The organism is Mesorhizobium sp. LCM 4577 (assembly GCF_001854795.2).
GTDB lineage: Bacteria > Pseudomonadota > Alphaproteobacteria > Rhizobiales > Rhizobiaceae > Mesorhizobium > Mesorhizobium plurifarium.
Genome location: NZ_MDDU01000046.1, coordinates 14,248 through 34,858 on the forward strand (window position 1 = coordinate 14,248; position 20,611 = coordinate 34,858).

A 20,611-nucleotide genomic window follows, 5' to 3' on the forward strand; every position below is an offset into this window, starting at 1 on the left:
TTGGACTAGCCGGCGATCTTGTCCAGCGACGCCTCGATTGCCTGCCAGAGCTCCTCGACCGGCTCGCAGCCGATCGCCAGGCGCACGAAGCCCGGAGGCACGGCATCGCCGCGCTTCGAGCGCCGCTCGGCGGATGTGTGCACGCCGCCAAAGGACGTTGCGGCTTCGATAAGCGGACAACCGTCGATGAACGCCTCAGCCTGTTCTTCGGAGGCGAGCTCGAAGGAAATCAGGAAGCCGAAGCGCTCCATCTGGGCGCGCGCCAGATTGTGCGAGGCATCGCCCTCGAGCCCGGGGAAGCGCAGGCCACTGACGGCGCGGTGTCCCTTCAACCGCCGCGCGATGGTTTCAGCCGACGAGCACATGCGGTCGAAGCGCACTTCCAGCGTCTCGAGGCCGCGATGCACGAGCCAGGCCTCGAACGGACCGGGGATGCCGCCGGCCGTCTCGCGCCAATCCTTCACCCTGGCGACAATGTCGGGATCGCGGCTGGCGACATGACCGAAGAGAACGTCGGAGTGGCCATTGATCGCCTTGGTGTCGGCCGAGACCACGATGTCCGCGCCAAGATCGAGCGGGCGCTGGCCGAAAGGCGTCATCGTCGTGTTGTCGACGATCAGGACGCCTCCTTGCGCATGGACGGCCTTGGCGACGGCGATCATGTCGCAGATGTCCAGCCGCGGGTTCGACGGGCTCTCGACGAAGACCGCCCGGTAGCCGGCGAAACCGCCGTCGAGCATGCTTGCCGTCGGCCGCACGTCATAGCCAACGCCGAGCGGTTTCAGGAAACGTTCGGCCAGCGCGCGGGTCGTGTGATAGCCGTCCGACGGCAAGAGGACGCGGTCGCCCGATTTGACGAGCGCGAAGAAGGCCGCGGAAATCGCCGCCATTCCCGACGGGAAGGCAACGCATTGCGCATCTTCCAGATGGCCAAGCGCATGCTCGACGGCATGCCAGGTCGGGTTGCTGAAGCGGCCGTATTGATCGAAGCCGGTCGCGTCGCCGGGCGCGTGGAAGATCGAGGCCATGGTCAGTGGCAAGGGGATGGGATCGCCCTTGGCGAAACCGGCGCTGCGCAGATGGGCAAGTGTCGCGGCGCGTGACTTCGCGGTGTCGGGCATCAACTCGATCCTTGGCTAGGGCAGAAAACCTCAACCGACGCTATGCGCGCCGGCCGTCCGCAGCAAGCTGCGTCTTTTTGGGCCAGAGGGCTCTAAACGCTTCGTTAGGCTTAATGGACGATAAAGACGAGACGTGCGTTCAGCCTGCGCTTTCTGGTTGTGGCGTGCGTGTTTGTGATGCCTGTTCCCGTTGACGCCCATAGCACCCCATGTTATCCCATTCGCATCATCAAGCTTTCGTTCCGCGTCAGGGTGAAGCGTACGCCAATCGGGCAGCCGCGGCGGCTGCGCGTTTGCCGGTTTTCGCCCCGGTGAACGAAGCGATTTGTCGCGAGCGCCAGGGCGCGGAGAACAACATGGGAAGGGGTACGGCGGCGGAAGCGGCTGTAGCGTTCATTGGACCGGTTTCTGTCAAATGCGGTGAACAGGATCGATGCGAAGGGGCGGGTGTCCGTTCCGGCGCATTTCCGCGCCGTGGTGCAGAAACGCGGCTATTCGGAACTCTATGCGCTGCGCTGCCTGGACCTGCCGGCCATGGATGTCGGCGGCCTCGATTTGCTCGACCGCTACGAGCAGCGGATCGCGCTGGAGGATCCATTCCTGCAAACGGCGGACGACATGTCATTCTTCTGCCATGGCGACGGCACGTTTCTGAAACTGGACCAGGACGGCCGCATCACCATGACCGATTTCATCCGCGAGCATACGGGCATCTCGAACGAGGTGGCCTTTGTCGGCCGCGGCAATTTCTTTCAGGTTTGGGAGCCGGGACGGCTTGCCGCCTATGGGGCGCAAGCGCGGGCCAGGCTTTTGCAGCTTCGGCAGGGGACGAAGCCCGGGGAGCGATCGGAATGATGGCTGGCCACGGCGATGACCCTCACGCCGTTGGCGGACTGGCCCGTCACATTCCGGTCCTCCTTGCCGAGGTGCTCGACGCGCTCGCGCCGAAGGCCGGCGATACCATCATCGATGGGACATTCGGGGCCGGCGGCTACACCGGCGCCATCCTCGATCGCGGTGCTTCTGTCGTCGCCATAGACCGCGACCCGGACGCGATCGCGGCGGGCAGGGCGCTCGAAGAACGGGCCGGCGGCCGGCTGAGGCTGGTCCAGGCGCCGTTCTCGACGCTGGACGAGCATGTCGAAAGCGCCGATGGCGTCGTGCTCGACATCGGCGTCTCGTCCATGCAGCTCGACCAGGCCGAGCGCGGTTTTTCCTTTCGCGCCGACGGGCCGCTCGATATGCGCATGGCGCAGGCGGGTCTCTCCGCGGCCGACGTCGTCAACACCTTCAAGGCGGGCGATCTTGCCCGCGTCTTCGGCTTTCTCGGCGAGGAACGTCATGCCGGACGCATCGCGCGCATGATCGAGAGCCGGCGCGAGAAGAAGCCTTTCGAACGCACGCTCGATCTCGCCGACGCCATCCAGACGCATATCGGACGGGGGCCGAAGGACAAGATCCATCCGGCCACGCGCGTCTTCCAGGCACTGCGCATCTTCGTCAATGACGAGCTTGGCGAGCTGGCAAGGGCGCTGCTCGCCGCCGAGCGTGTGCTGAAGCCCGGCGGGCGACTCGCGGTGGTGACGTTCCATTCCCTGGAAGACCGCATCGTCAAGCGCTTCATCGCCGACCGTTCCGAAGCCGCAAGCGGCTCTCGCCACATGCCCGATGCGCCCCAGCACGTCGCGACCTTCCGCAAGGCCGGCGGCGGCGTGACGCCCGGAGAAGCCGAGCTGGACGCCAATCCGCGGGCGCGCTCGGCCAGGCTGCGCGCGGCGATCCGCACCGATGCGCCGGCGCGCGCCGGCGATTTTTCGATTTTCGGCCTTCCAAAGCTTCCCGCCGTCGAGCGGCCGGGGGAGAGGTGAGCACGTGTTTCGTACCAGCGACATAGTCCTGATCGCCGTCATGGTCTCGGCCGCGGCCCTGACCTACAAGACGAAGCGGGAAGCCGAAGAGCAATTGGCGGCGGTGCAGAAGATCCAGGCGCAGATCCATTACGAGGAAGAAACGATCGATCTCCTCAAGGCGGACTGGAGCCTGCTCACCCAGCCGTCGCGGCTGCAGAAGCTTGCCGACGTCTATAAAAGCCAGCTCGGACTCGAGCCGGTCAACGCGCACCAGATCGGCAGCCTCGACGACATTCCCGTGAAACCCGTGACCATCGAGGACCTCTCCTCGCAGCGGCTTGGCGGCATGGCCGACAATTCGGGCAAGGAGCCAACGGACGGCAAGGATCCAGTGGTCACCGGGAGCACCGTTCAATGATCAGCCGGCTTCCAAGGATCGGTGACCTGCTGAAGCGCCGAAAGAAGCAGGCTGAGGACGGCTCGATCGTCGTCGATGCGGCCCGCAAGGCGACGGGCGGCAAGGCAAGGACGCGCATCGTCATGACCATGGCGGTGTTCTTCACCATCTATTCGACCATTGCCGGCAGGCTCGTCTATCTCGGGCTGCAGAATCCGGATCTTTCGGGCGGCCCGGAGAGCCGGGTCACGGCGTCGCGTCCGGATATCGTCGACCGCAACGGCGAAGTGCTGGCGACCGACATCAAGACGGCGTCGCTGTTCGCCGAGCCGCGCCGCATCGTCGACGCCGACGAAGCGATCGAGAAATTGTCGACCGTGTTGCCCGAGATCGACTACGAGCAGACCTACCGCAAGCTCAAGAGCGGCGCCGGCTTCGTCTGGCTGCAGCGCCAGCTGACTCCGAAGCAGCAGTCCGACATCCTGGCGCTGGGCATCCCGGGCCTCGGCTTCCGCACCGAGAAGCGGCGCTTCTATCCGAGCGGCGAGACCTCGTCCTATATCGTCGGTCTGACCAACATCGACAACCAGGGCATCTCCGGCATGGAGAAGTATATCGACGAGCAGGGGCTGAGCGACCTGCAGGCGTCGGGCCTTGCGGTGGCCAGGGACCTGAAGCCGGTCAGGCTTTCGATCGATCTGCGCGTCCAGCATGTGGTGCGCGACGAGATCGCCGCCGGCCTGGAGCGTTATCGCGCCATGGGCGCGGGCGCCGTCGTGCTGAACATCAAGACGGGCGAAGTGATGGCGATGGCCTCGGTGCCGGACTTCGATCCGAACAACCCTTACAATGCGCAGGAAAAGGACCGGCTGAACCGCATGTCCGCGGGTCTCTACGAGATGGGCTCGACCTTCAAGAGCTTCACCTCGGCCATGGCGCTCGATTCCGGCAAGGCGACGATGAACAGCCGCTTCGACGCGTCGCATCCGATCCGGGTCGGCCACCAGGCCATCCACGATTTCCACGGCAAGAACCGCGTGCTGTCGCTGCCGGAGGTGTTCCTCTATTCATCCAATATCGGGTCGGCCAGGGAGGCCGAGCTGGTCGGCATCGAGGGGCACCGCGAATTCCTGCACCGCCTTGGCATTCTGGACAGGATGCAGACCGAGCTGCCCGAGGTCGCCCGTCCGACCGAACCCAAGGTCTGGAAACAGGTCAACTCGTTCACCATCRCCTTCGGCCATGGCGTGTCGACGACGCCGCTGCAGGCCGCCGTCGGCTGCGCGGCGCTGATGCAGGGCTATCTGATCGAGCCGACCTTCCTGGTCCGTAGCGAGGAGGAGGCGATGGCGGTGGCCAAGAGAGTGGTCAGCGACAAGACGGTCGAAGGCATGCGCTATCTCTACACGCTCAACGCCGAGAAGGGATCGGCCAGAAACGCCAGGGCCCCCGGCTACCGGGTCGGCGGAAAGACCGGAACGGCCGAGAAGGTCATCAACGGCCGTTACTCCAAGGAGTTGAATTTCAACACCTTCGTCGCCGCCTTCCCGATGGACGATCCGCAATTTCTGGTGTTCACGATCGCCGACGCTCCGCATCCGGAAAAGCCCGGGATGACGGACGTCGCCGCCAACAATGCGGGGGTTATGGCCGGCAACATCATCAGGCGTTCTGCGGCCATGCTTGGCGTGAAGCCAGATTTCAGCCATGAAAATGGTGCAACGCTGGTTTCCTATCAGTGATTCTTCGGGCGCGCCGGCAACTGCGCGCTATTTTGTTGCGGTGAACGGGACTCAATGCATCTAAAAGACCTAGCCGGTATCCTGCCTGTCGAGGGAACAGCTTCCCACGATCTGGAGGTGACCGGGATTTCCTCCGATTCCCGCCAGGTTAAACCCGGCGTGGTCTTCTTCGCGCTCGCCGGCAGCAAGGCCGATGGCTCGATCTATGCGACTGATGCCGCCAGCCGTGGGGCGGCTGCAATCGTCGCCGGCAAGGAAACGGCCGTTTCCGGCCTGTCGATCCCGGTTCTTTCCGTCGACGATCCACGCCGGGCGCTGGCGCTCAGCGCGGCACGCTTCTTCGGACGCCAGCCGCAGACCATGGTCGCCGTCACCGGCACCGCCGGCAAGACATCCGTCGCCGCCTTTACTCGCCAGATCTGGGAGCAGACGGGTTTTGCCGCCGCCTCGATCGGCACGACCGGCGTCGTGGCGCCCGGTCGCAACGAATATGGCTCGCTGACGACGCCCGATCCGGTGGCGCTGCACCGGTTGCTGAAGGAACTTGCCGATGCCGGCGTCACCCACGCCTCGATGGAGGCCTCCAGCCACGGTCTCGACCAGCGCCGCCTCGACGGCGTGAAGCTTTCGGCCGGCGCCTTCACCAATCTCGGCCGCGACCACATGGATTACCATCCGACGGTCGAGGATTATCACCGCGCCAAGCTGCGCCTGTTCGACACGCTGCTGCCGAAGGGCGCGCTCGCGGTCGTCTTTGCCGACGACCCGTGGTCGGAGCCGACGATCAAAGCCGCGAAGGCCGCGGGCCTGAACGTGCTGACCGTAGGCCGCCATGGCGATTTCCTGACACTGAAGCGCGTCGAGCATGAGCGCCATCGCCAGCGCGCCGAAATCGTGGCGAACGGCGTGCTCCACGAAGTCGACCTGCCTTTGGCCGGCGATTTCCAGATCGCCAACGCGCTGGTCTCGGCTGGCCTTGCCATCTCGATTGGAACGCCGGCAGAGAAGGCTTTGGCGGCGCTGGAGAAATTGAAAGGCGCGCCGGGTCGGCTCGACCTCGTCGGCACCACCGGCGCCGGCGCTCCCGTCTATGTCGACTACGCCCACAAGCCCGATGCGCTGGAGAATGTGCTGACCTCGGTCCGGCCTTTCACCACGGGCCGCGTCGTCGTGGTGTTCGGCTGCGGCGGCGACCGCGACCGCGGCAAGCGCCCGATCATGGGCGAGATCGCGACGCGGCTCGCCGACATCGTCATCGTCACCGACGACAATCCGCGCAGCGAGGTGCCCGAAACCATCCGCGCGGCGATCCTTGCCGCCGCACCCGGCGCCATCGAGATCGGCGACCGCCGCAAGGCGATCCACGAAGCAGTGGCGATGCTGCGCGCCGGCGATACGCTCATCGTCGCCGGCAAGGGGCATGAGGAAGGCCAGACGATCGGCTCCGAAACCTTCCACTTCTCCGACCATGAGGAAGTGCGCGATGCGCTCAAGGAGCGCGCCGCATGAAACTGCTGTGGACGTCGGAAGCGCTGGTTGAAGCTATGGGCGGCAGGCCGATCGGTTCGCTGCCGGAGGGCATCACCGGCATTTCGATCGACAGCCGCAGCCTGGAACCCGGAGACGCTTTCTTCGCCATCAAAGGCGAGGCCATGGACGGCCATGATTTCGCGACAGCGGCGGTCAAGGCCGGAGCGGCCGTGCTGGTCGTCGCCGAGGGCAAGCTGCCCTCGCTCGGTCGGCTGACGGCGCCGATGATCGTCGTGCAGGATGTGCTGGCCGCGCTCGAGAAGCTCGGCATCGCTGCCCGCGCCCGCTCGAAGGCCAGGATCATCGCGGTCACCGGTTCGGCCGGCAAGACGACCACCAAGGAAGCGCTGCGCCATGTGCTGTCTGCCGTCGGCAAGGTGCACGCCTCGGCGCAGTCGTTCAACAACCATTGGGGCGTGCCGCTGACGCTCGCCCGCATGCCGCAGGACTGCGACTACGCGGTCTTCGAGATCGGCATGAACCATCCTGGCGAGATCAGGCCGCTGGTCAAGATGGTCAGGCCGCATGTCGCCATCGTCACGATCATTGCCGCTGCCCATCTCGGCTTCTTCAAGAATCTCGACGAGATCGCCATGGCCAAGGCCGAGATTTTCGAGGGGATCGAGCCCGGCGGCTCAGCACTGCTCAACCGCGACGATACGCGCTGGAAGCTGCTTGGGAAAATGGCGAGAGAGGCGGGCGTCGAGCATGTCTTCGGTTTCGGCGAAAATCCCCGTTCGGCCTTCCGCCTTGTCGGCTGCGAGCTCTATGCCGACCATTCCGACATCGCTGTCAAGATCGGCAAGAAAGACCTGACGGCCCGTGTCGGGGCGCCGGGCCGCCATATCGTGCAGAATGTGCTGGCCGTGCTTGGCGCCGCGCACCTGGTCGGCGCCGACCTCGACAAGGTCGCGGCCGCGCTGGCCGATCTTTCGGCCGAACGCGGCCGCGGCCGGCGCCACGTCCTGCATCATCCCAATGGGCCGATCACGCTGATCGACGAGAGCTATAACGCCAATCCGGCATCGATGGCGGCGGCCATGGCGCTGCTCAACGCCACGCCCGTCTCCGGCGAGGGGCGGCGCATCGCCGTGCTTGGCGACATGCTGGAGCTCGGCAGTCATTCGGCCAAGCTTCACGCGGCGCTTGCCGAGCTGATCGTCGGCACGGGCACGCGCAACGTCTTTCTCGGCGGGCCGGAAATGCAGGCGCTGGCCAAGGTTCTGCCGGCCGATATCCAGGCGGAGTATCGGGCAGGCGCCGATGAGCTGAAGCCGATCGTGATCTCTGCGCTCAGGCCCGGCGACGTGGTGATGGTCAAATCGTCGAAAGGCATCGGGTTTTCAAAGCTGGTCGAGGCATTGCTCGGCAAATTTCCGGCAGAAGCCACAAACATTAAGCCGACTTGAGGTCGGGTTCCGGGGGACGGAAAGACCATGTTCACACTGCTCGTCGATTTCGCGGACAAGATCTCGTTCTTCAACGTCTTCCGCTACATCACTTTTCGCACCGGCGGCGCGCTGATCACCTCGGCGCTGATCGTCTTCATCTTCGGGCCGACGATCATCAATTCGCTGCGCCTGCGGCAAGGCAAGGGCCAGCCGATCCGGGCCGACGGCCCGCAGACGCATTTCAAGAAAGCAGGAACGCCGACCATGGGCGGGCTGATGATCCTGTCCGGCATCATCGGGTCGTCGGTGCTATGGGCGAACCTGTCCTCAATCTATGTCTGGGTGGTGCTTTTGGTCACCGTCGGCTTCGGCTCGATCGGCTTTTACGACGACTATCTCAAGGTCACCAAGCAGTCGCATTTGGGCTTCTCCGGCAAGGCCCGATTGGCGATCGAGTTCATCATCGCGGCAATCGCCGCGTGGGTGATCATGCACAATGGCCAGGCCCCGTTCTCATCGTCGCTGACCTTTCCCTTCGCCAAGGAATTCCTGATCAATCTCGGCTGGTTCTTCGTGCCGTTCTCCTGCTTCGTCATCGTCGGCGCGGGCAATGCGGTGAACCTGACCGACGGTCTCGACGGCCTGGCGATCGTGCCGATCATGATCGCGGCTGCGTCCTTCGGCGTCATCGCCTATCTTTCGGGCAACGCGGTGTTCGCCGAATATCTGCAGATCCATTTCGTGCCCGGCACCGGTGAGCTTGCCGTCGTGCTCGGCGCGGTGATCGGCGCAGGCCTGGGCTTCCTCTGGTTCAACGCGCCGCCGGCCGCGATCTTCATGGGCGACACCGGCTCGCTGGCGATGGGCGGGCTGATCGGCACCATCGCGGTCGCCACCAAGCACGAGATCGTGCTGGTCATCGTCGGCGGCCTGTTCGTGGTCGAGATCCTGTCGGTCATCATCCAGGTCGGCTACTTCAAGATGACCGGCAAGCGCGTCTTCCTGATGGCGCCGATCCATCATCATTTCGAAAAGCTCGGCTGGACCGAAAGCCAGGTGGTGATCCGCTTCTGGATCATCGCCGTCATCCTGGCGCTGGTCGGCCTCTCCACCCTCAAGCTCAGATAGGACCAGCCCGCTTGATCCCCGCCGCTTCCTTTTCCGGCAAACGCGTTTCGCTCTTCGGGCTTGGCGGCTCGGGGATCGCCACCGCGCATGCGCTGATCGGGGGGGGCGCCGAGGTGCTGGCCTGGGACGACAATCCAGACAGCGTCGCCAAGGCGGCGGCCGCGGGCATTGCGACCGGCGACCTGCGTGCAGCCGACTGGCCGCGTTTCGCCGCCTTCGTGCTGTCGCCAGGCGTGCCGCTGACGCATCCGAAGCCGCATTGGACGGTGGAGCTCGCACGCGGCGCCGGTGTCGAGGTGATCGGTGATATCGAGCTGTTCTGCCGCGAGCGCAACAGCGGCGCGCCGGCAGCACCCTTCATTGCGATCACCGGCACCAACGGCAAGTCGACGACGACGGCGCTGACGGCGCATATATTGAAGTCGGCGGGCCGCGACACGCAGATGGGCGGCAATATCGGCCGTGCCATCATGACGCTCGACCCGCTCGTGCCTCAACGGCACTATGTGGTCGAGTGCTCGTCCTACCAGATCGACCTTGCGCCTTCGATCAACCCGACCGCCGGCATCCTGCTTAATCTCACGCCCGACCATCTCGACCGGCACGGCACGATGGCGCATTACGCCTCGATCAAGGAGCGGCTGGTCGCCGGCAGCGACACCGCCATCATCGGCGTCGACGATTCCTGGTGCGCCCAGATCGCCGACCGTCTGGAGCGGGTCGGCCGGCCGGTCGTTCGTATTTCCAAGCGCCTGCCTTTGACCGACGGCTATTTCGCCGACGGCACCAACCTGATGGAAGCGGTGCATGGCCGCTACAGCCGCGTCGCCTTCCTCGAAGGCATCGGCTCGCTGCGCGGCCAGCACAACGCGCAGAATGCGCTGGCCGCTGTCGTCGCCTGCCTGAAAGTCGGGCTCGAGCTCGGCGAGATCCAGGCCGGGCTGGAAAGCTTCCCCGGACTGGYGCACCGCATGGAGCAGGTCGGCCGCAAGGACCATGTGCTGTTCGTCAACGATTCCAAGGCGACCAACGCCGATGCGGCCGCACCCGCGCTGTCGAGCTTCGCCAACCGTATCTACTGGATAGCCGGCGGCCTGCCGAAGGAAGGCGGCATCGAGCCGCTGCGCGGCTTCTTCCCGCGCATCGCCAAGGCCTATCTGATCGGCGAGGCGGCGCCCGCCTTCGCGGCGACGCTCGGCGAAGCGGTGCCCTATGAGATATCGGGAACGCTTGCGGCGGCGGTCGAGCATGCCGCCCACGATGCGGCAAGCGATACCGGCGGCGAAGCCGTGGTGCTGCTTTCGCCGGCCTGCGCCAGTTTCGACCAGTTCAAGAATTTCGAGGTGCGCGGCGAAGCCTTCAGGCAAGCTGCGACTGCTATTGATGGTGTCAAATCCATCGGAGGGCCACGTTGATGCAAAGCCGTCTCGACAAAAGTCCTGTCGCCACCTGGTGGTGGACGATCGATCGCTGGTTCCTGGCGGCATTCCTGTCGCTGATGGGACTGGGCATCATTTTGTCCTTCGCGGCGAGCCCCGCGGTGGCCGAGCGTATCGGCCTCGACAGCTTTCACTTCGCCACCAGACAGGTCATCTTCACCATCCCGGCGCTCATCGTCATGCTTGCGGTCTCCTTCCTGGAAGCGCGGCAGATAAGGCGTATGTCGCTGGTGATGCTCTGCATCATGCTGGTGCTGATGGTGGCGGTGCTCTACATCGGCGTCGAGGTGAAAGGCGCGCGGCGCTGGGTGTCGCTCGCCGGCCTTTCCATCCAGCCGTCCGAATTCCTGAAACCCGCCTTCGTCATCATCTGCGCGTGGCTGTTTGCCGAGCACAAGCGCCAGCCCGACATTCCCGGCAATCTGTTCGCCATGCTGTTGCTTGCGCTGGTCATCTCGCTTCTGGTGGCGCAGCCCGACCTCGGCCAGACCATGCTGGTGACGGGCACCTGGGGCGTCATGTTCTTCATGGCCGGCCTGCCGTGGCTGTGGATCGTGGCTCTCGGCATCGTCGGGGCAAGCGGCCTGTTCGCCGCCTATTCGGTGTTCCCGCACGTTGCCTTGCGCATCGACAAGTTTCTGACCGGCGAAGGCGATACGTTCCAGGTCGACATGGGCCGCGAGGCACTGATCAACGGCAGTTGGTTCGGTGTCGGGCCGGGTGAAGGAACCGTCAAGCGCATTGTTCCGGACGCTCATACCGATTTCGTCTTCTCGGTCGCGGGCGAGGAGTTCGGGCTGATCATGTGCTTCTTCATCATGTCGATCTTCGCCTTCATCGTGCTGCGCGGCTTAAGCATCGCGCTCAAGGAACATGATGATTTCACCCGCTACGCAGTCGGGGGCCTCGTCACCGTCTTCGGCCTGCAATCGGCCATCAACATGTGCGTGAACCTGCAGCTGATGCCGGCCAAGGGCATGACGCTGCCCTTCATCTCCTATGGCGGCTCTTCGCAGATCGCCATCGCCGTCTCGATAGGCATGGTGCTCGCACTGACGCGCAAGCGGCCGGAAAAGCGCAAGCAGATGGGCTTCGTCCTCGCACAGCGCGCAATGCCGGCGGAATGAGGCCGGATGTCAAAGGGTGTCATCCTGCTTGCGGCCGGTGGAACGGGCGGACATCTGTTTCCGGCCGAGGCGCTCGCGCATGAGTTGATCGACCGCGGCTGGAAGGTGCATCTTGCCACCGACCATCGCGCCGAGCGCTATTCCCGCCATTTCCCGGCAGCCGACATTCACACGATCCCTTCGGCCACGCTGGGTTCCAAGAACCCGGTCGCCATGCTCTCGGCCTTCTGGAAAATCTGGCAGGGCGTACGGGAGGCCAGCCGGGTGATCGCCAGGATCAAGCCGGAGGCGGTCGTCGGCTTCGGCGGTTACCCGACGCTGCCGCCGCTCTATGCGGCGACAAGGCGAGGAGTGCCGACGCTGATCCATGAGCAGAACGCCGTCATGGGCCGCGCCAACAAGGCGCTCGCCGGCCGCGTCGACGCAATTGCCGGCGGCTTCCTGCCGGAAGGGGCGAGCGCCGCCGGCGCTAAGACCGTGACCACCGGCAATCCGGTCAGGCCGCAGATTCTCGAAGCGGCGAAGACGCCGTATCTGGCATCGAACGAGGGCGAGCCGTTCCGATTCCTGGTGTTCGGCGGCAGCCAGGGCGCGCAGTTCTTTTCCGATGCGGTTCCGGCTGCGATCGCGCTTTTGGCGGAAGATCTGCGCAAGCGGCTGGTCATCACTCAACAGGCGCGCGCCGAGGATGTCGTGCGGGTGAAGTCGGCCTACGCCGATCTCGGCGTCGACGCTCAGGTTTCGCCCTTCTTCACCGACATGGCGGCGCGCATTGGGGCGGCGCAGCTGGTGATGTCGCGCTCCGGCGCCTCGACGGTTTCGGAAATCGCCGTCATCGGCAGGCCGGCGCTGCTGGTGCCTTACCCGCACGCGCTCGACCACGACCAGGCGGCGAATGCCGCGGCGCTCGCCGCCGCCGGCGGGGCCGAGCTCCATCCGCAGTCGACGCTTTCGGCGGAGCGGATCGCCGAACTGGTCGGCGGGTTGATCAAGGATCCGAACCGGCTGGCGACCATGGCCGCCGCCGCCCGCTCGGCCGGGAAACCGAACGCGGCGCGGTTGCTCGCCGATCTGACAGAGGCTATTGCGTCCGGAAAAACGGTTTCGGACTACAGGAGGACGCGCGCATGAAGATGCCGCAGACGATCGGCCTTGTGCATTTCATCGGCATCGGCGGCATCGGCATGAGCGGCATCGCCGAAGTGCTGCACAATCTCGGCTACAAGGTGCAGGGGTCCGACCAGGCCGACGGCGCCAATGTGCAGCGGCTGCGCGACAAGGGCATCGAATGCTTCGTCGGCCACAGGGCCGAGAATCTCGGCGACGCCGAAGTCGTGGTCGTTTCGACCGCGATCAAGAAGTCCAACCCGGAACTGAAGGCCGCGCGGGAGAAGTTGCTCCCCATTGTCCGCCGAGCCGAGATGCTGGCCGAGCTGATGCGTTTCCGCCAGGYCATCGCCATCGGCGGCACGCATGGCAAGACGACGACCACGTCCATGGTGGCGACGCTGCTCGAAGCCGGCGGACTTGACCCGACCGTCATCAATGGCGGCATCATCAACGCCTACGGCACCAATGCGCGCATGGGCGACGGCGAGTGGATGGTGGTCGAGGCCGACGAGAGCGACGGCACGTTCCTGAAACTGCCGGCCGATATCGCCGTCGTCACCAACATCGATCCCGAGCATCTCGACCACTATGGCAGCTTCGACAAGGTGCGCGAGGCCTTCCGCCAGTTCGTCGAGAACGTGCCGTTCTACGGCTTCGGCGTGATGTGCACCGACCATCCGGAAGTGCAGGCGCTGGTCGGCCGCATCGAGGACCGGCGCGTCATCACCTATGGCGAGAACGCGCAGGCCGACGTGCGCTTCACCAACCACCGCATGGAAGGCGCGACCTCGGCGTTCGATGTGGTGATCCGCGACCGCAAAGGGCGTGGAACCTCGACGATCAAGGATTTGCGCCTGCCGATGCCAGGCCGACATAATGTCTCCAACGCGACCGCGGCAATCGCGGTCGCGCATGAGCTTGGCCTCTCGGCCGAGGCGATCAAGAAGGGCCTGTCGTCCTTCGCCGGTGTCAAACGGCGCTTCACCCATACCGGCTCGTGGAACGGCGTCGAGGTGTTCGACGATTACGGCCACCATCCGGTCGAGATCGCGGCGGTGCTCAAGGCCGCGCGCAGCGCGACCAAGGGGCGTGTCATCGCCATCGCGCAGCCGCATCGCTTCACCCGGCTGCGCGACCTCTTCGAGGAATTCTCGGTCTGCTTCAACGATGCCGACACGGTCATGGTGGCGCCGGTCTACGCGGCCGGCGAAGAGCCTATAGAAGGCGTGACTTCCGACGCGCTGGTGTCGCGCATCCGCTCTGGCGGCCACCGCGACGCACGCTATATCGATGGCGCGGCGGCGATCGCGCCCGTCATTCGCGAGCTTGCCAAGCCCGGCGACTTCGTCGTCTTCCTTGGCGCCGGCAACATCACGCAGTGGGCCTATGCGCTGCCCAAGGAACTTGGTGGGACGCCTTCATGATGCGCGGCCAGGACCTCATCGATAAACTCGGCGACAAGCTTTCCGGCCTGCGCGGCCGCGTCACGCCGAACGCCGAAATGGACAAGATCACCTGGTTCCGGGCCGGCGGCTTGGCGGAGGCGCTGTTCCAGCCGGCCGACGAGGAAGACCTGGCGGCTTTCCTGCGCGCCGTGCCGGAAGAGATACCGGTCATGGTGGTCGGTGTCGGCTCGAATTTGCTGGTGCGCGACGGCGGCATTCCGGGCTTCGTCGTCAGGCTCTCGGCCAAGGGTTTCGGCGAGGCCGAGGCGACCGGGACGACCACGATCAAGGCCGGAGCGGCAACGCCGGACAAACGTGTCGCCGCGGTGGCTTACGAAGCCGGCATCGGCGGCTTCCATTTCTACCACGGCATCCCCGGAGCGGTCGGCGGCGCGCTCAGGATGAATGCCGGCGCCAACGGCGTCGAGACCCGCGAGCGGGTCGTCGAGGTGAGGGCGCTGGACCGCAAGGGCAATCTCCATACGCTGAGCAACGCCGATATGGGCTATGCCTATCGCCACTCATCCGCGCCTTCCGGACTGATCTTCACCTCAGCCATTTTCGAAGGGTTTTCCGAAGACAAGGCGGCCATCAAGGCGGCGATGGATGCCGTGCAGAACCATCGCGAGACGGTGCAGCCGATCCGCGAGAAGACCGGCGGCTCGACCTTCAAGAATCCGGAAGGCACCTCGGCCTGGAAGGAGATCGACAAGGCCGGCTGCCGCGGGCTGTTGATCGGCGGCGCGCAGATGTCGCCGATGCATTGCAACTTCATGATCAACACCGGCACGGCCACGGGCTACGACCTCGAATATCTCGGCGAGACGGTGCGGGCGCGGGTGCTCGAGAATTCGGGCATCCGGCTGCACTGGGAGATCAAGCGCCTCGGCAATTTTAGACCCGGCCATGAGGTGCAGGAGTTCCTCGGGCAACTTCTTTAGCGCAGGCTGAAGTTCATGTGATGCTTGAACTTCCAGCGGTCTGAACCGGCAGCAAACCGTTGCCTTAAAGACTCACAATTCACTTTTTGCTGCCGTTTTCGCGGAAAGTGAATCTCTCGGAATCATAGGTACTTGCCAGCGAATCAACTCTCTGATTCTCTGCCCTAAAGCGTTTCCTGATTTGAGTCGTTCGACGCGTTCAGCCGCGTTTTCCGTCTGGGGGGGCAACCTGCCGGAAGACTCGGACTCAATGCTCGGAAATGCGGTGCGGGAATATCGGTTGCAGGCCCGGCGTGAGAGGGGATGACGGGAATGAAGAAGAAGCATGTGGCTGTCCTCCTGGGTGGATTCTCCTCGGAGCGGCCCGTGTCTCTGTCCTCGGGGAAGGCGTGTGCGGATGCGCTGGAGAATGAAGGCTATCAGGTTACCCGTGTCGATGTTTCGCGCGACGTCGGTTCTGTGCTTGCCGAGCTCAAGCCCGACGTCGCCTTCAATGCGCTGCATGGTCCGTTCGGCGAGGACGGCACCATCCAGGGAATTCTCGAATATCTCACAATTCCCTACACCCACTCGGGTGTGCTCGCTTCGGCGTTGGCCATGAACAAGGAGCAGGCCAAGAAGGTTGCCAAGGCGTCCGGCGTTCCGGTCGCGGAATCCAAGGTGGTCAATCGCTTCGCCGTCCAGAACAAGCACCCGATGAAGCCGCCTTATGTGGTCAAGCCGGTCAATGAGGGGTCGAGCTTTGGTGTCGTCATCGTGCATGAAGGGCAGTCGCATCCACCGCAGGTGATCGGCTCGACCGAATGGCAATATGGCGAGATCGTCATGGTCGAGCGCTACATCCATGGGCGCGAATTGACCTGCGCGGTGATGGGCGATGTGGCACTTGGCGTGTGCGAGATCATTCCGACCGGGCATTCCTTCTACGATTACGATTCAAAATACGTTCCCGGCGGATCAAAACACGAAATCCCTGCTAAAATTTCACCGAATATTTACCAAAAAATACAGACACTGGCCCTCAAGGCTCATCTTGCCATTGGTTGCCGGGGCGTTTCCCGATCGGACTTCCGTTACGACGATCGCCACTCCGAAAACGGCGAGGTTGTCTGGCTCGAGGTCAATACTCAGCCGGGCATGACGCCGACGTCTCTGGTGCCTGAAATCGCCGCGCAAGCGGGACACTCGTTCGGCGATTTGTTGAGTTGGATGGTGGAGGACGCTTCGTGTCTGCGTTGAGGTGGGGGCAGGGTAATGGCGGTGGCGCGGCTCGGCCCGCGCTGTTCGGCATGTCGCTGTCATTCGACCGTTTCGTGTTGCCACGCCAGCTCCGCCGGCCGATGCGCGTGCTGGCGCGCCTGTGCGACGGCGAGTATGAGGCGCCGCGCTTCTCCGCGGCGATCCTTTCCGCTGCGCTGATCGCATCCAGCAGCGCCTATGGCGCCTTTCTCGGCGGCTACGCCGACAGCATCGTGCAGGGCATCACGGCCCGCACCGGTTTTGCCGTCGATCAGATCAAGGTCGTCGGCAACCGCCAGACATCCGAGATCGATGTGCTGGACCGGCTCGGCCTCGATGGCTGGACCTCGCTGATCGGCTTCGATGCCGAGGCGGCGCGTGAGCGCATCGCGACGCTGCCCTGGGTCGAGGGCGCGGCGGTGCGCAAGATCTATCCGCATACGCTGGAAGTGCGCATCGAGGAGCGCGAGCCCTTCGCGCTCTGGCAGCAGGGTGCCTCGGTTTCCGTCATCGAGCGGTCCGGCGAGATGATCGCGCCATTCTCGGGTGGCAAGCAGGCGCTGCTGCCGCTGATCATCGGCGCCGGCGCTCCGGCGATGGCGCCGGCCTTTCTCGCCAAGATCGAACGCTATCCGGAGCTTGCAGCCCGGGTCAAAGGTTACATCCGGGTCGGCGAGCGCCGCTGGGACCTGAGGCTTGAGAACGGCATCACGATCAAGCTGCCGGAAGACGGSGAGGACCAGGCGATCGCCGAGTTGGTCAAGATCGATCATGACAACGGGCTTTTGACGCGCGACATCGCCGCCGTCGACATGCGGCTTCCCGACCGGCTGGTCGTGGAGCTCTCGCCGGAGGCGGCGACGCAGCGCGAAGCCGCGCTCAGCGACAAGCCGAAGAACCTGGCCAAGCGCAAGGCGGGGACGAAGATATGAGCTGGCTTGGCGGCAGTAGTGACGCTTCTTCGCGCCGGTCGGGCACGCTGACCGTGCTCGATGTCGGTTCCAGCAAGGTTTGCTGCGTGGTGGCGAAGCTCAAGCCGAACGAGGACGGCAAGCTCCTGCGTGGACGTTCGCACCGGATCCAGGTGATCGGCATCGGCCACCAGAAGTCRCAAGGCGTGAAGTCCGGCGTGGTGATCGATCTCGATCGCGCCGAGCATGCCATCCGGCTTGCCGTCGACGCGGCCGAGCGCATGGCCGGGCTCACGGTCGATTCCCTCATCGTCAACATGACGGCGGGCCGGCTGAAGAGCGAAGCCTTCTCGGCGACCGTCAATCTCGGCGGCCATCAGGTCGAGGAAGTCGACATCAAGCGCGTGCTCGCCGCCGGCGCCAAGCAGGCGCTGAGGGCCGAGCGCGAGGTGATCCATTCGCTGCCCGTCGGCTTCTCGCTCGATGGCGAGCGCGGCATACGCGACCCGCGCGGCATGGTGGGCGATGCGCTTGGCGTCGACATGCATGTGCTGACAGGCGATGCCGCGCCGATGCGCAACCTGGAGCTCTGCATCAACCGCTCGCATCTGTCGGTCGAGCGCATGGTGGCGACGCCCTATGCCAGCGGGCTTGCCTCGCTGGTCGATGACGAACTCGAAATGGGCGCCGCCTGTATCGACATGGGCGGCGGCACGACGACCATCTCGGTCTTCGCGGAAGGCAAGTTCGTCCACGGCGACGCGATCGCCATCGGCGGCAACCATGTGACGCTCGATATGGCCAAGGGACTGTCGACCTCGCTCGATGCCGCGGAGCGGCTGAAGGTGATGCATGGCTCGGCGCTGCCCGGCAGCGCCGACGACCGCGACCTCGTCTCGATCCAGCCGATCGGCGAGGAGGGCGACGTGCCGCTGCAGATCCCGCGCTCGGTGATGACGCGCATCATCCGCGCCCGCACCGACGAGACGCTGGAGCTTCTGCGCGACCGGCTGAACAAGTCCGGCTACGGCAATGCCGTCGGCAAGCGGGTCGTGCTCACAGGCGGCGCCAGCCAGCTTGCCGGCCTGCCGGAAGCGGCGCGCCGCATTCTCGGTCGCAATGTGCGCATCGGCCGCCCGCTGGGCGTCGCAGGCCTGCCGGAAGCGGCCAAGGGACCGGCGTTCTCGACCCCGGTCGGGCTGATGATCTATCCGCAGATGGCGAGCTTCGAGAGCCATTCGGCGAAAGGACTTTCCGGTTTCAGGATGACCGGAACGGGCGGAAAACTGCATCGCATGAGTCAGTGGTTGAGAGACAGTTTTTAATTTGACGGGGACAGCCCCATAGGCGGCCGCAGCGGCGAGGCGGCGGGAAAGGCAAAGGACGGAGACAAATGACCATCAATCTGCAGAAGCCGGACATCACCGAGCTCAAGCCCCGCATCACCGTGTTCGGTGTCGGCGGCGGCGGCGGCAATGCCGTGAACAACATGATCACAGCCGGCCTGCGCGGCGTCGAGTTCGTGGTGGCCAACACCGACGCGCAGGCGCTGACCATGTCGAAGGCCGAGCGGTTGATCCAGCTCGGCGCGCACGTCACCGAAGGCCTCGGCGCCGGCTCGCAGCCGGAAGTCGGTCGCGCGGCGGCGGAAGAGTGCATCGACGAGATCATCGATCACCTCTCCAACACCCATATGTGCTTCGTCACCGCCGGCATGGGCGGCGGCACCGGCACGGGCGCGGCTCCGGTCGTTGCCCGCGCCGCGCGCGAGAAGGGCATCCTCACGGTAGGCGTCGTCACCAAGCCGTTCCATTTCGAGGGCCAGCGCCGCATGAAGACGGCCGACATGGGCATCGAGGAATTGCAGAAATGCGTCGACACCCTGATCGTCATCCCCAACCAGAACCTGTTCCGGCTGGCCAATGACAAGACCACCTTCGCCGATGCCTTCGCCATGGCCGACCAGGTGCTCTACTCGGGTGTTGCCTGCATCACCGACCTGATGGTCAAGGAAGGCCTGATCAATCTCGACTTCGCCGACGTCCGTTCGGTGATGCGCGAAATGGGCAAGGCGATGATGGGCACGGGCGAGGCTTCGGGCGAGGGCCGCGCGATGGCCGCCGCGGAAGCCGCGATCGCCAACCCGCTGCTCGACGAGACCTCGATGAAGGGCGCCAAGGGGCTGCTGATCTCGATCACCGGCGGCCGCGACCTGACCCTGTTCGAGGTGGACGAGGCAGCCACCCGCATCCGCGAGGAGGTCGACCAGGACGCCAACATCATCCTGGGCGCCACTTTCGACGAGGAGCTGGAAGGCGTGATCCGCGTGTCGGTCGTCGCCACCGGTATCGACAAGTCGGCCGCCRAAATCGCGGCTGCGCCGATCTCGATCCGCGCGCCGCAGAAGCCGGCCGCTCGGCCGGCGGCGGCTCCTGCCGCCGAGATTCGTCCCGCTCCGGTTCAGCCGCAGGCCTACGAGCCGCGCGCGGTCGATCCGGTCGCCGAGGCGATCCAGCTCGCCGAGGCGAACGCCGCCGCCATGGCCCAGCAGCCGCGTCCCGCGCCGGTCGACGACTTCCGGCCGCAGAGCAAGATCTTCCAGGCTCCGCCAGCCCAGCCGCAGCCGCAGCCGGTGGTGCCGCAGCAGGTCATGCAGCAGCCCGCGCCGCAGCGCGAGATGCCGCAGCCGGTGGCCGCGGCCCCGCAGCGCATGCCCCGCGTGGAGGACTTTCCGCCGGTGGTAAGGGCCGAGGTCGAAGCCAAGACCCGGCCCGCGGACCATGAGAACAGCGGTCCGATGGGGCTGATCAAGCGCCTGACCAACGGCCTGACCCGCCGTGAGGAAGAGCCGGCACGGCTCCAGCCGGCGCAGCCGCGCGAGCCGAAGCTGCGCCAGGCGGCACCGGAAATGCGCCGCCTCGCCAGCCAGGATCCGCAGCTCTACGCGCCGCGCCGCGGCCAGCTCGACGATCAGGGCCGGCTGACGCCGCAGGCCCGCACGGTCCAGGAAGACGACCAGCTGGAGATCCCGGCCTTCCTGCGCCGCCAGGCCAACTGACCGATACGGCGGACCGCCGATCGTCGATACAGCGCGCCGCTGATCGTTAACGATATATAACGGTTGTTAACAGGCAGACGAGTTCTCGTCTGCCTGTTGCTTTTGTAAAACTGATAGAAAACAACGGCTTATCAGCTATTTTTGACACAATCCCGTGGTTACACGGGGTAAGAAACCGTGAT

17 protein-coding genes are annotated in these 20,611 nt (G+C 65.0%); 16 read left to right on the top strand and 1 reads right to left on the bottom strand.

Annotated elements, in window-relative coordinates:
- Window positions 1-5: 5 nt before the first annotated feature.
- On the bottom strand, window positions 6-1,121 hold the full coding sequence (locus tag LCM4577_RS27225; protein WP_071074209.1) for a cystathionine gamma-lyase: 1,116 nt from the start codon (window positions 1,119-1,121) through the stop codon (window positions 6-8).
- A 396-nt stretch (window positions 1,122-1,517) separates the two neighbouring features.
- On the opposite strand from LCM4577_RS27225, the gene mraZ reads away from it, so the two are divergent.
- The 16 genes from mraZ (at window position 1,518) to ftsZ (ending at window position 20,429) form a co-directional block, all read left to right on the top strand.
- Window positions 1,518-1,976, top strand: a complete 459-nt coding sequence (gene mraZ / locus LCM4577_RS27230; RefSeq protein ID WP_040982276.1) for a division/cell wall cluster transcriptional repressor MraZ — start codon at window positions 1,518-1,520, stop codon at window positions 1,974-1,976.
- Window positions 1,973-2,989, top strand: coding sequence for a 16S rRNA (cytosine(1402)-N(4))-methyltransferase RsmH (rsmH, locus tag LCM4577_RS27235; RefSeq protein ID WP_071074210.1), 1,017 nt, complete (start codon window positions 1,973-1,975; stop codon window positions 2,987-2,989). The genes mraZ and rsmH overlap by 4 nt, the downstream gene beginning before the upstream one ends.
- 4 nt (window positions 2,990-2,993) lie before the next feature.
- Window positions 2,994-3,389: a hypothetical protein gene (locus tag LCM4577_RS27240; RefSeq protein WP_071031717.1), complete on the top strand. Its 396-nt coding sequence runs from the start codon at window positions 2,994-2,996 to the stop codon at window positions 3,387-3,389.
- Window positions 3,386-5,110 carry a penicillin-binding protein 2 gene (locus tag LCM4577_RS27245; RefSeq protein WP_071074211.1) on the top strand — a complete coding sequence of 575 codons (1,725 nt, stop codon included), beginning with the start codon at window positions 3,386-3,388 and terminating at the stop codon, window positions 5,108-5,110. The genes LCM4577_RS27240 and LCM4577_RS27245 overlap by 4 nt, the downstream gene beginning before the upstream one ends.
- A 54-nt stretch (window positions 5,111-5,164) precedes the next feature.
- Window positions 5,165-6,619 carry a UDP-N-acetylmuramoyl-L-alanyl-D-glutamate--2,6-diaminopimelate ligase gene (locus tag LCM4577_RS27250; protein ID WP_071074212.1) on the top strand — a complete coding sequence of 485 codons (1,455 nt, stop codon included), beginning with the start codon at window positions 5,165-5,167 and terminating at the stop codon, window positions 6,617-6,619.
- Window positions 6,616-8,049 (top strand): UDP-N-acetylmuramoylalanyl-D-glutamyl-2,6-diaminopimelate--D-alanyl-D-alanine ligase, encoded by a 1,434-nt coding sequence (locus LCM4577_RS27255; RefSeq protein WP_071074213.1) that lies wholly within the window; start codon window positions 6,616-6,618, stop codon window positions 8,047-8,049. The genes LCM4577_RS27250 and LCM4577_RS27255 overlap by 4 nt, the downstream gene beginning before the upstream one ends.
- A 27-nt stretch (window positions 8,050-8,076) precedes the next feature.
- Window positions 8,077-9,159, top strand: coding sequence for a phospho-N-acetylmuramoyl-pentapeptide-transferase (mraY, locus tag LCM4577_RS27260; protein WP_041011993.1), 1,083 nt, complete (start codon window positions 8,077-8,079; stop codon window positions 9,157-9,159).
- A gap of 11 nt (window positions 9,160-9,170) precedes the next feature.
- Window positions 9,171-10,574 (top strand): UDP-N-acetylmuramoyl-L-alanine--D-glutamate ligase, encoded by a 1,404-nt coding sequence (murD, locus tag LCM4577_RS27265; RefSeq protein ID WP_071074214.1) that lies wholly within the window; start codon window positions 9,171-9,173, stop codon window positions 10,572-10,574.
- Entirely contained in the window at window positions 10,574-11,725 is a 1,152-nt protein-coding gene (gene ftsW / locus LCM4577_RS27270; protein ID WP_041007832.1) for a putative lipid II flippase FtsW, read from the top strand. Before murD ends, ftsW begins: the two co-directional genes overlap by 1 nt.
- Window positions 11,726-11,731: 6 nt before the next feature.
- Window positions 11,732-12,856, top strand: a complete 1,125-nt coding sequence (gene murG / locus LCM4577_RS27275) for an undecaprenyldiphospho-muramoylpentapeptide beta-N-acetylglucosaminyltransferase (RefSeq protein WP_071074215.1) — start codon at window positions 11,732-11,734, stop codon at window positions 12,854-12,856.
- Window positions 12,853-14,259, top strand: coding sequence for a UDP-N-acetylmuramate--L-alanine ligase (gene murC, locus LCM4577_RS27280; RefSeq protein WP_071074216.1), 1,407 nt, complete (start codon window positions 12,853-12,855; stop codon window positions 14,257-14,259). The genes murG and murC overlap by 4 nt, the downstream gene beginning before the upstream one ends.
- The gene (gene murB / locus LCM4577_RS27285; protein WP_071074217.1) at window positions 14,256-15,221 is read left to right on the top strand and encodes a UDP-N-acetylmuramate dehydrogenase; all 966 of its coding nucleotides are present in this window, start codon (window positions 14,256-14,258) and stop codon (window positions 15,219-15,221) included. The genes murC and murB overlap by 4 nt, the downstream gene beginning before the upstream one ends.
- A gap of 312 nt (window positions 15,222-15,533) precedes the next feature.
- On the top strand, window positions 15,534-16,460 hold the full coding sequence (locus tag LCM4577_RS27290; RefSeq protein ID WP_041007828.1) for a D-alanine--D-alanine ligase: 927 nt from the start codon (window positions 15,534-15,536) through the stop codon (window positions 16,458-16,460).
- A complete protein-coding gene (locus tag LCM4577_RS27295; RefSeq protein ID WP_071074218.1) occupies window positions 16,448-17,392 on the top strand; it encodes a cell division protein FtsQ/DivIB in 945 nt (314 codons plus the stop codon). Before LCM4577_RS27290 ends, LCM4577_RS27295 begins: the two co-directional genes overlap by 13 nt.
- The gene (ftsA, locus tag LCM4577_RS27300; protein ID WP_040982262.1) at window positions 17,389-18,696 is read left to right on the top strand and encodes a cell division protein FtsA; all 1,308 of its coding nucleotides are present in this window, start codon (window positions 17,389-17,391) and stop codon (window positions 18,694-18,696) included. Before LCM4577_RS27295 ends, ftsA begins: the two co-directional genes overlap by 4 nt.
- 68 nt (window positions 18,697-18,764) lie before the next feature.
- On the top strand, window positions 18,765-20,429 hold the full coding sequence (ftsZ, locus tag LCM4577_RS27305) for a cell division protein FtsZ (protein ID WP_071074219.1): 1,665 nt from the start codon (window positions 18,765-18,767) through the stop codon (window positions 20,427-20,429).
- Window positions 20,430-20,611: the final 182 nt, after the last annotated feature.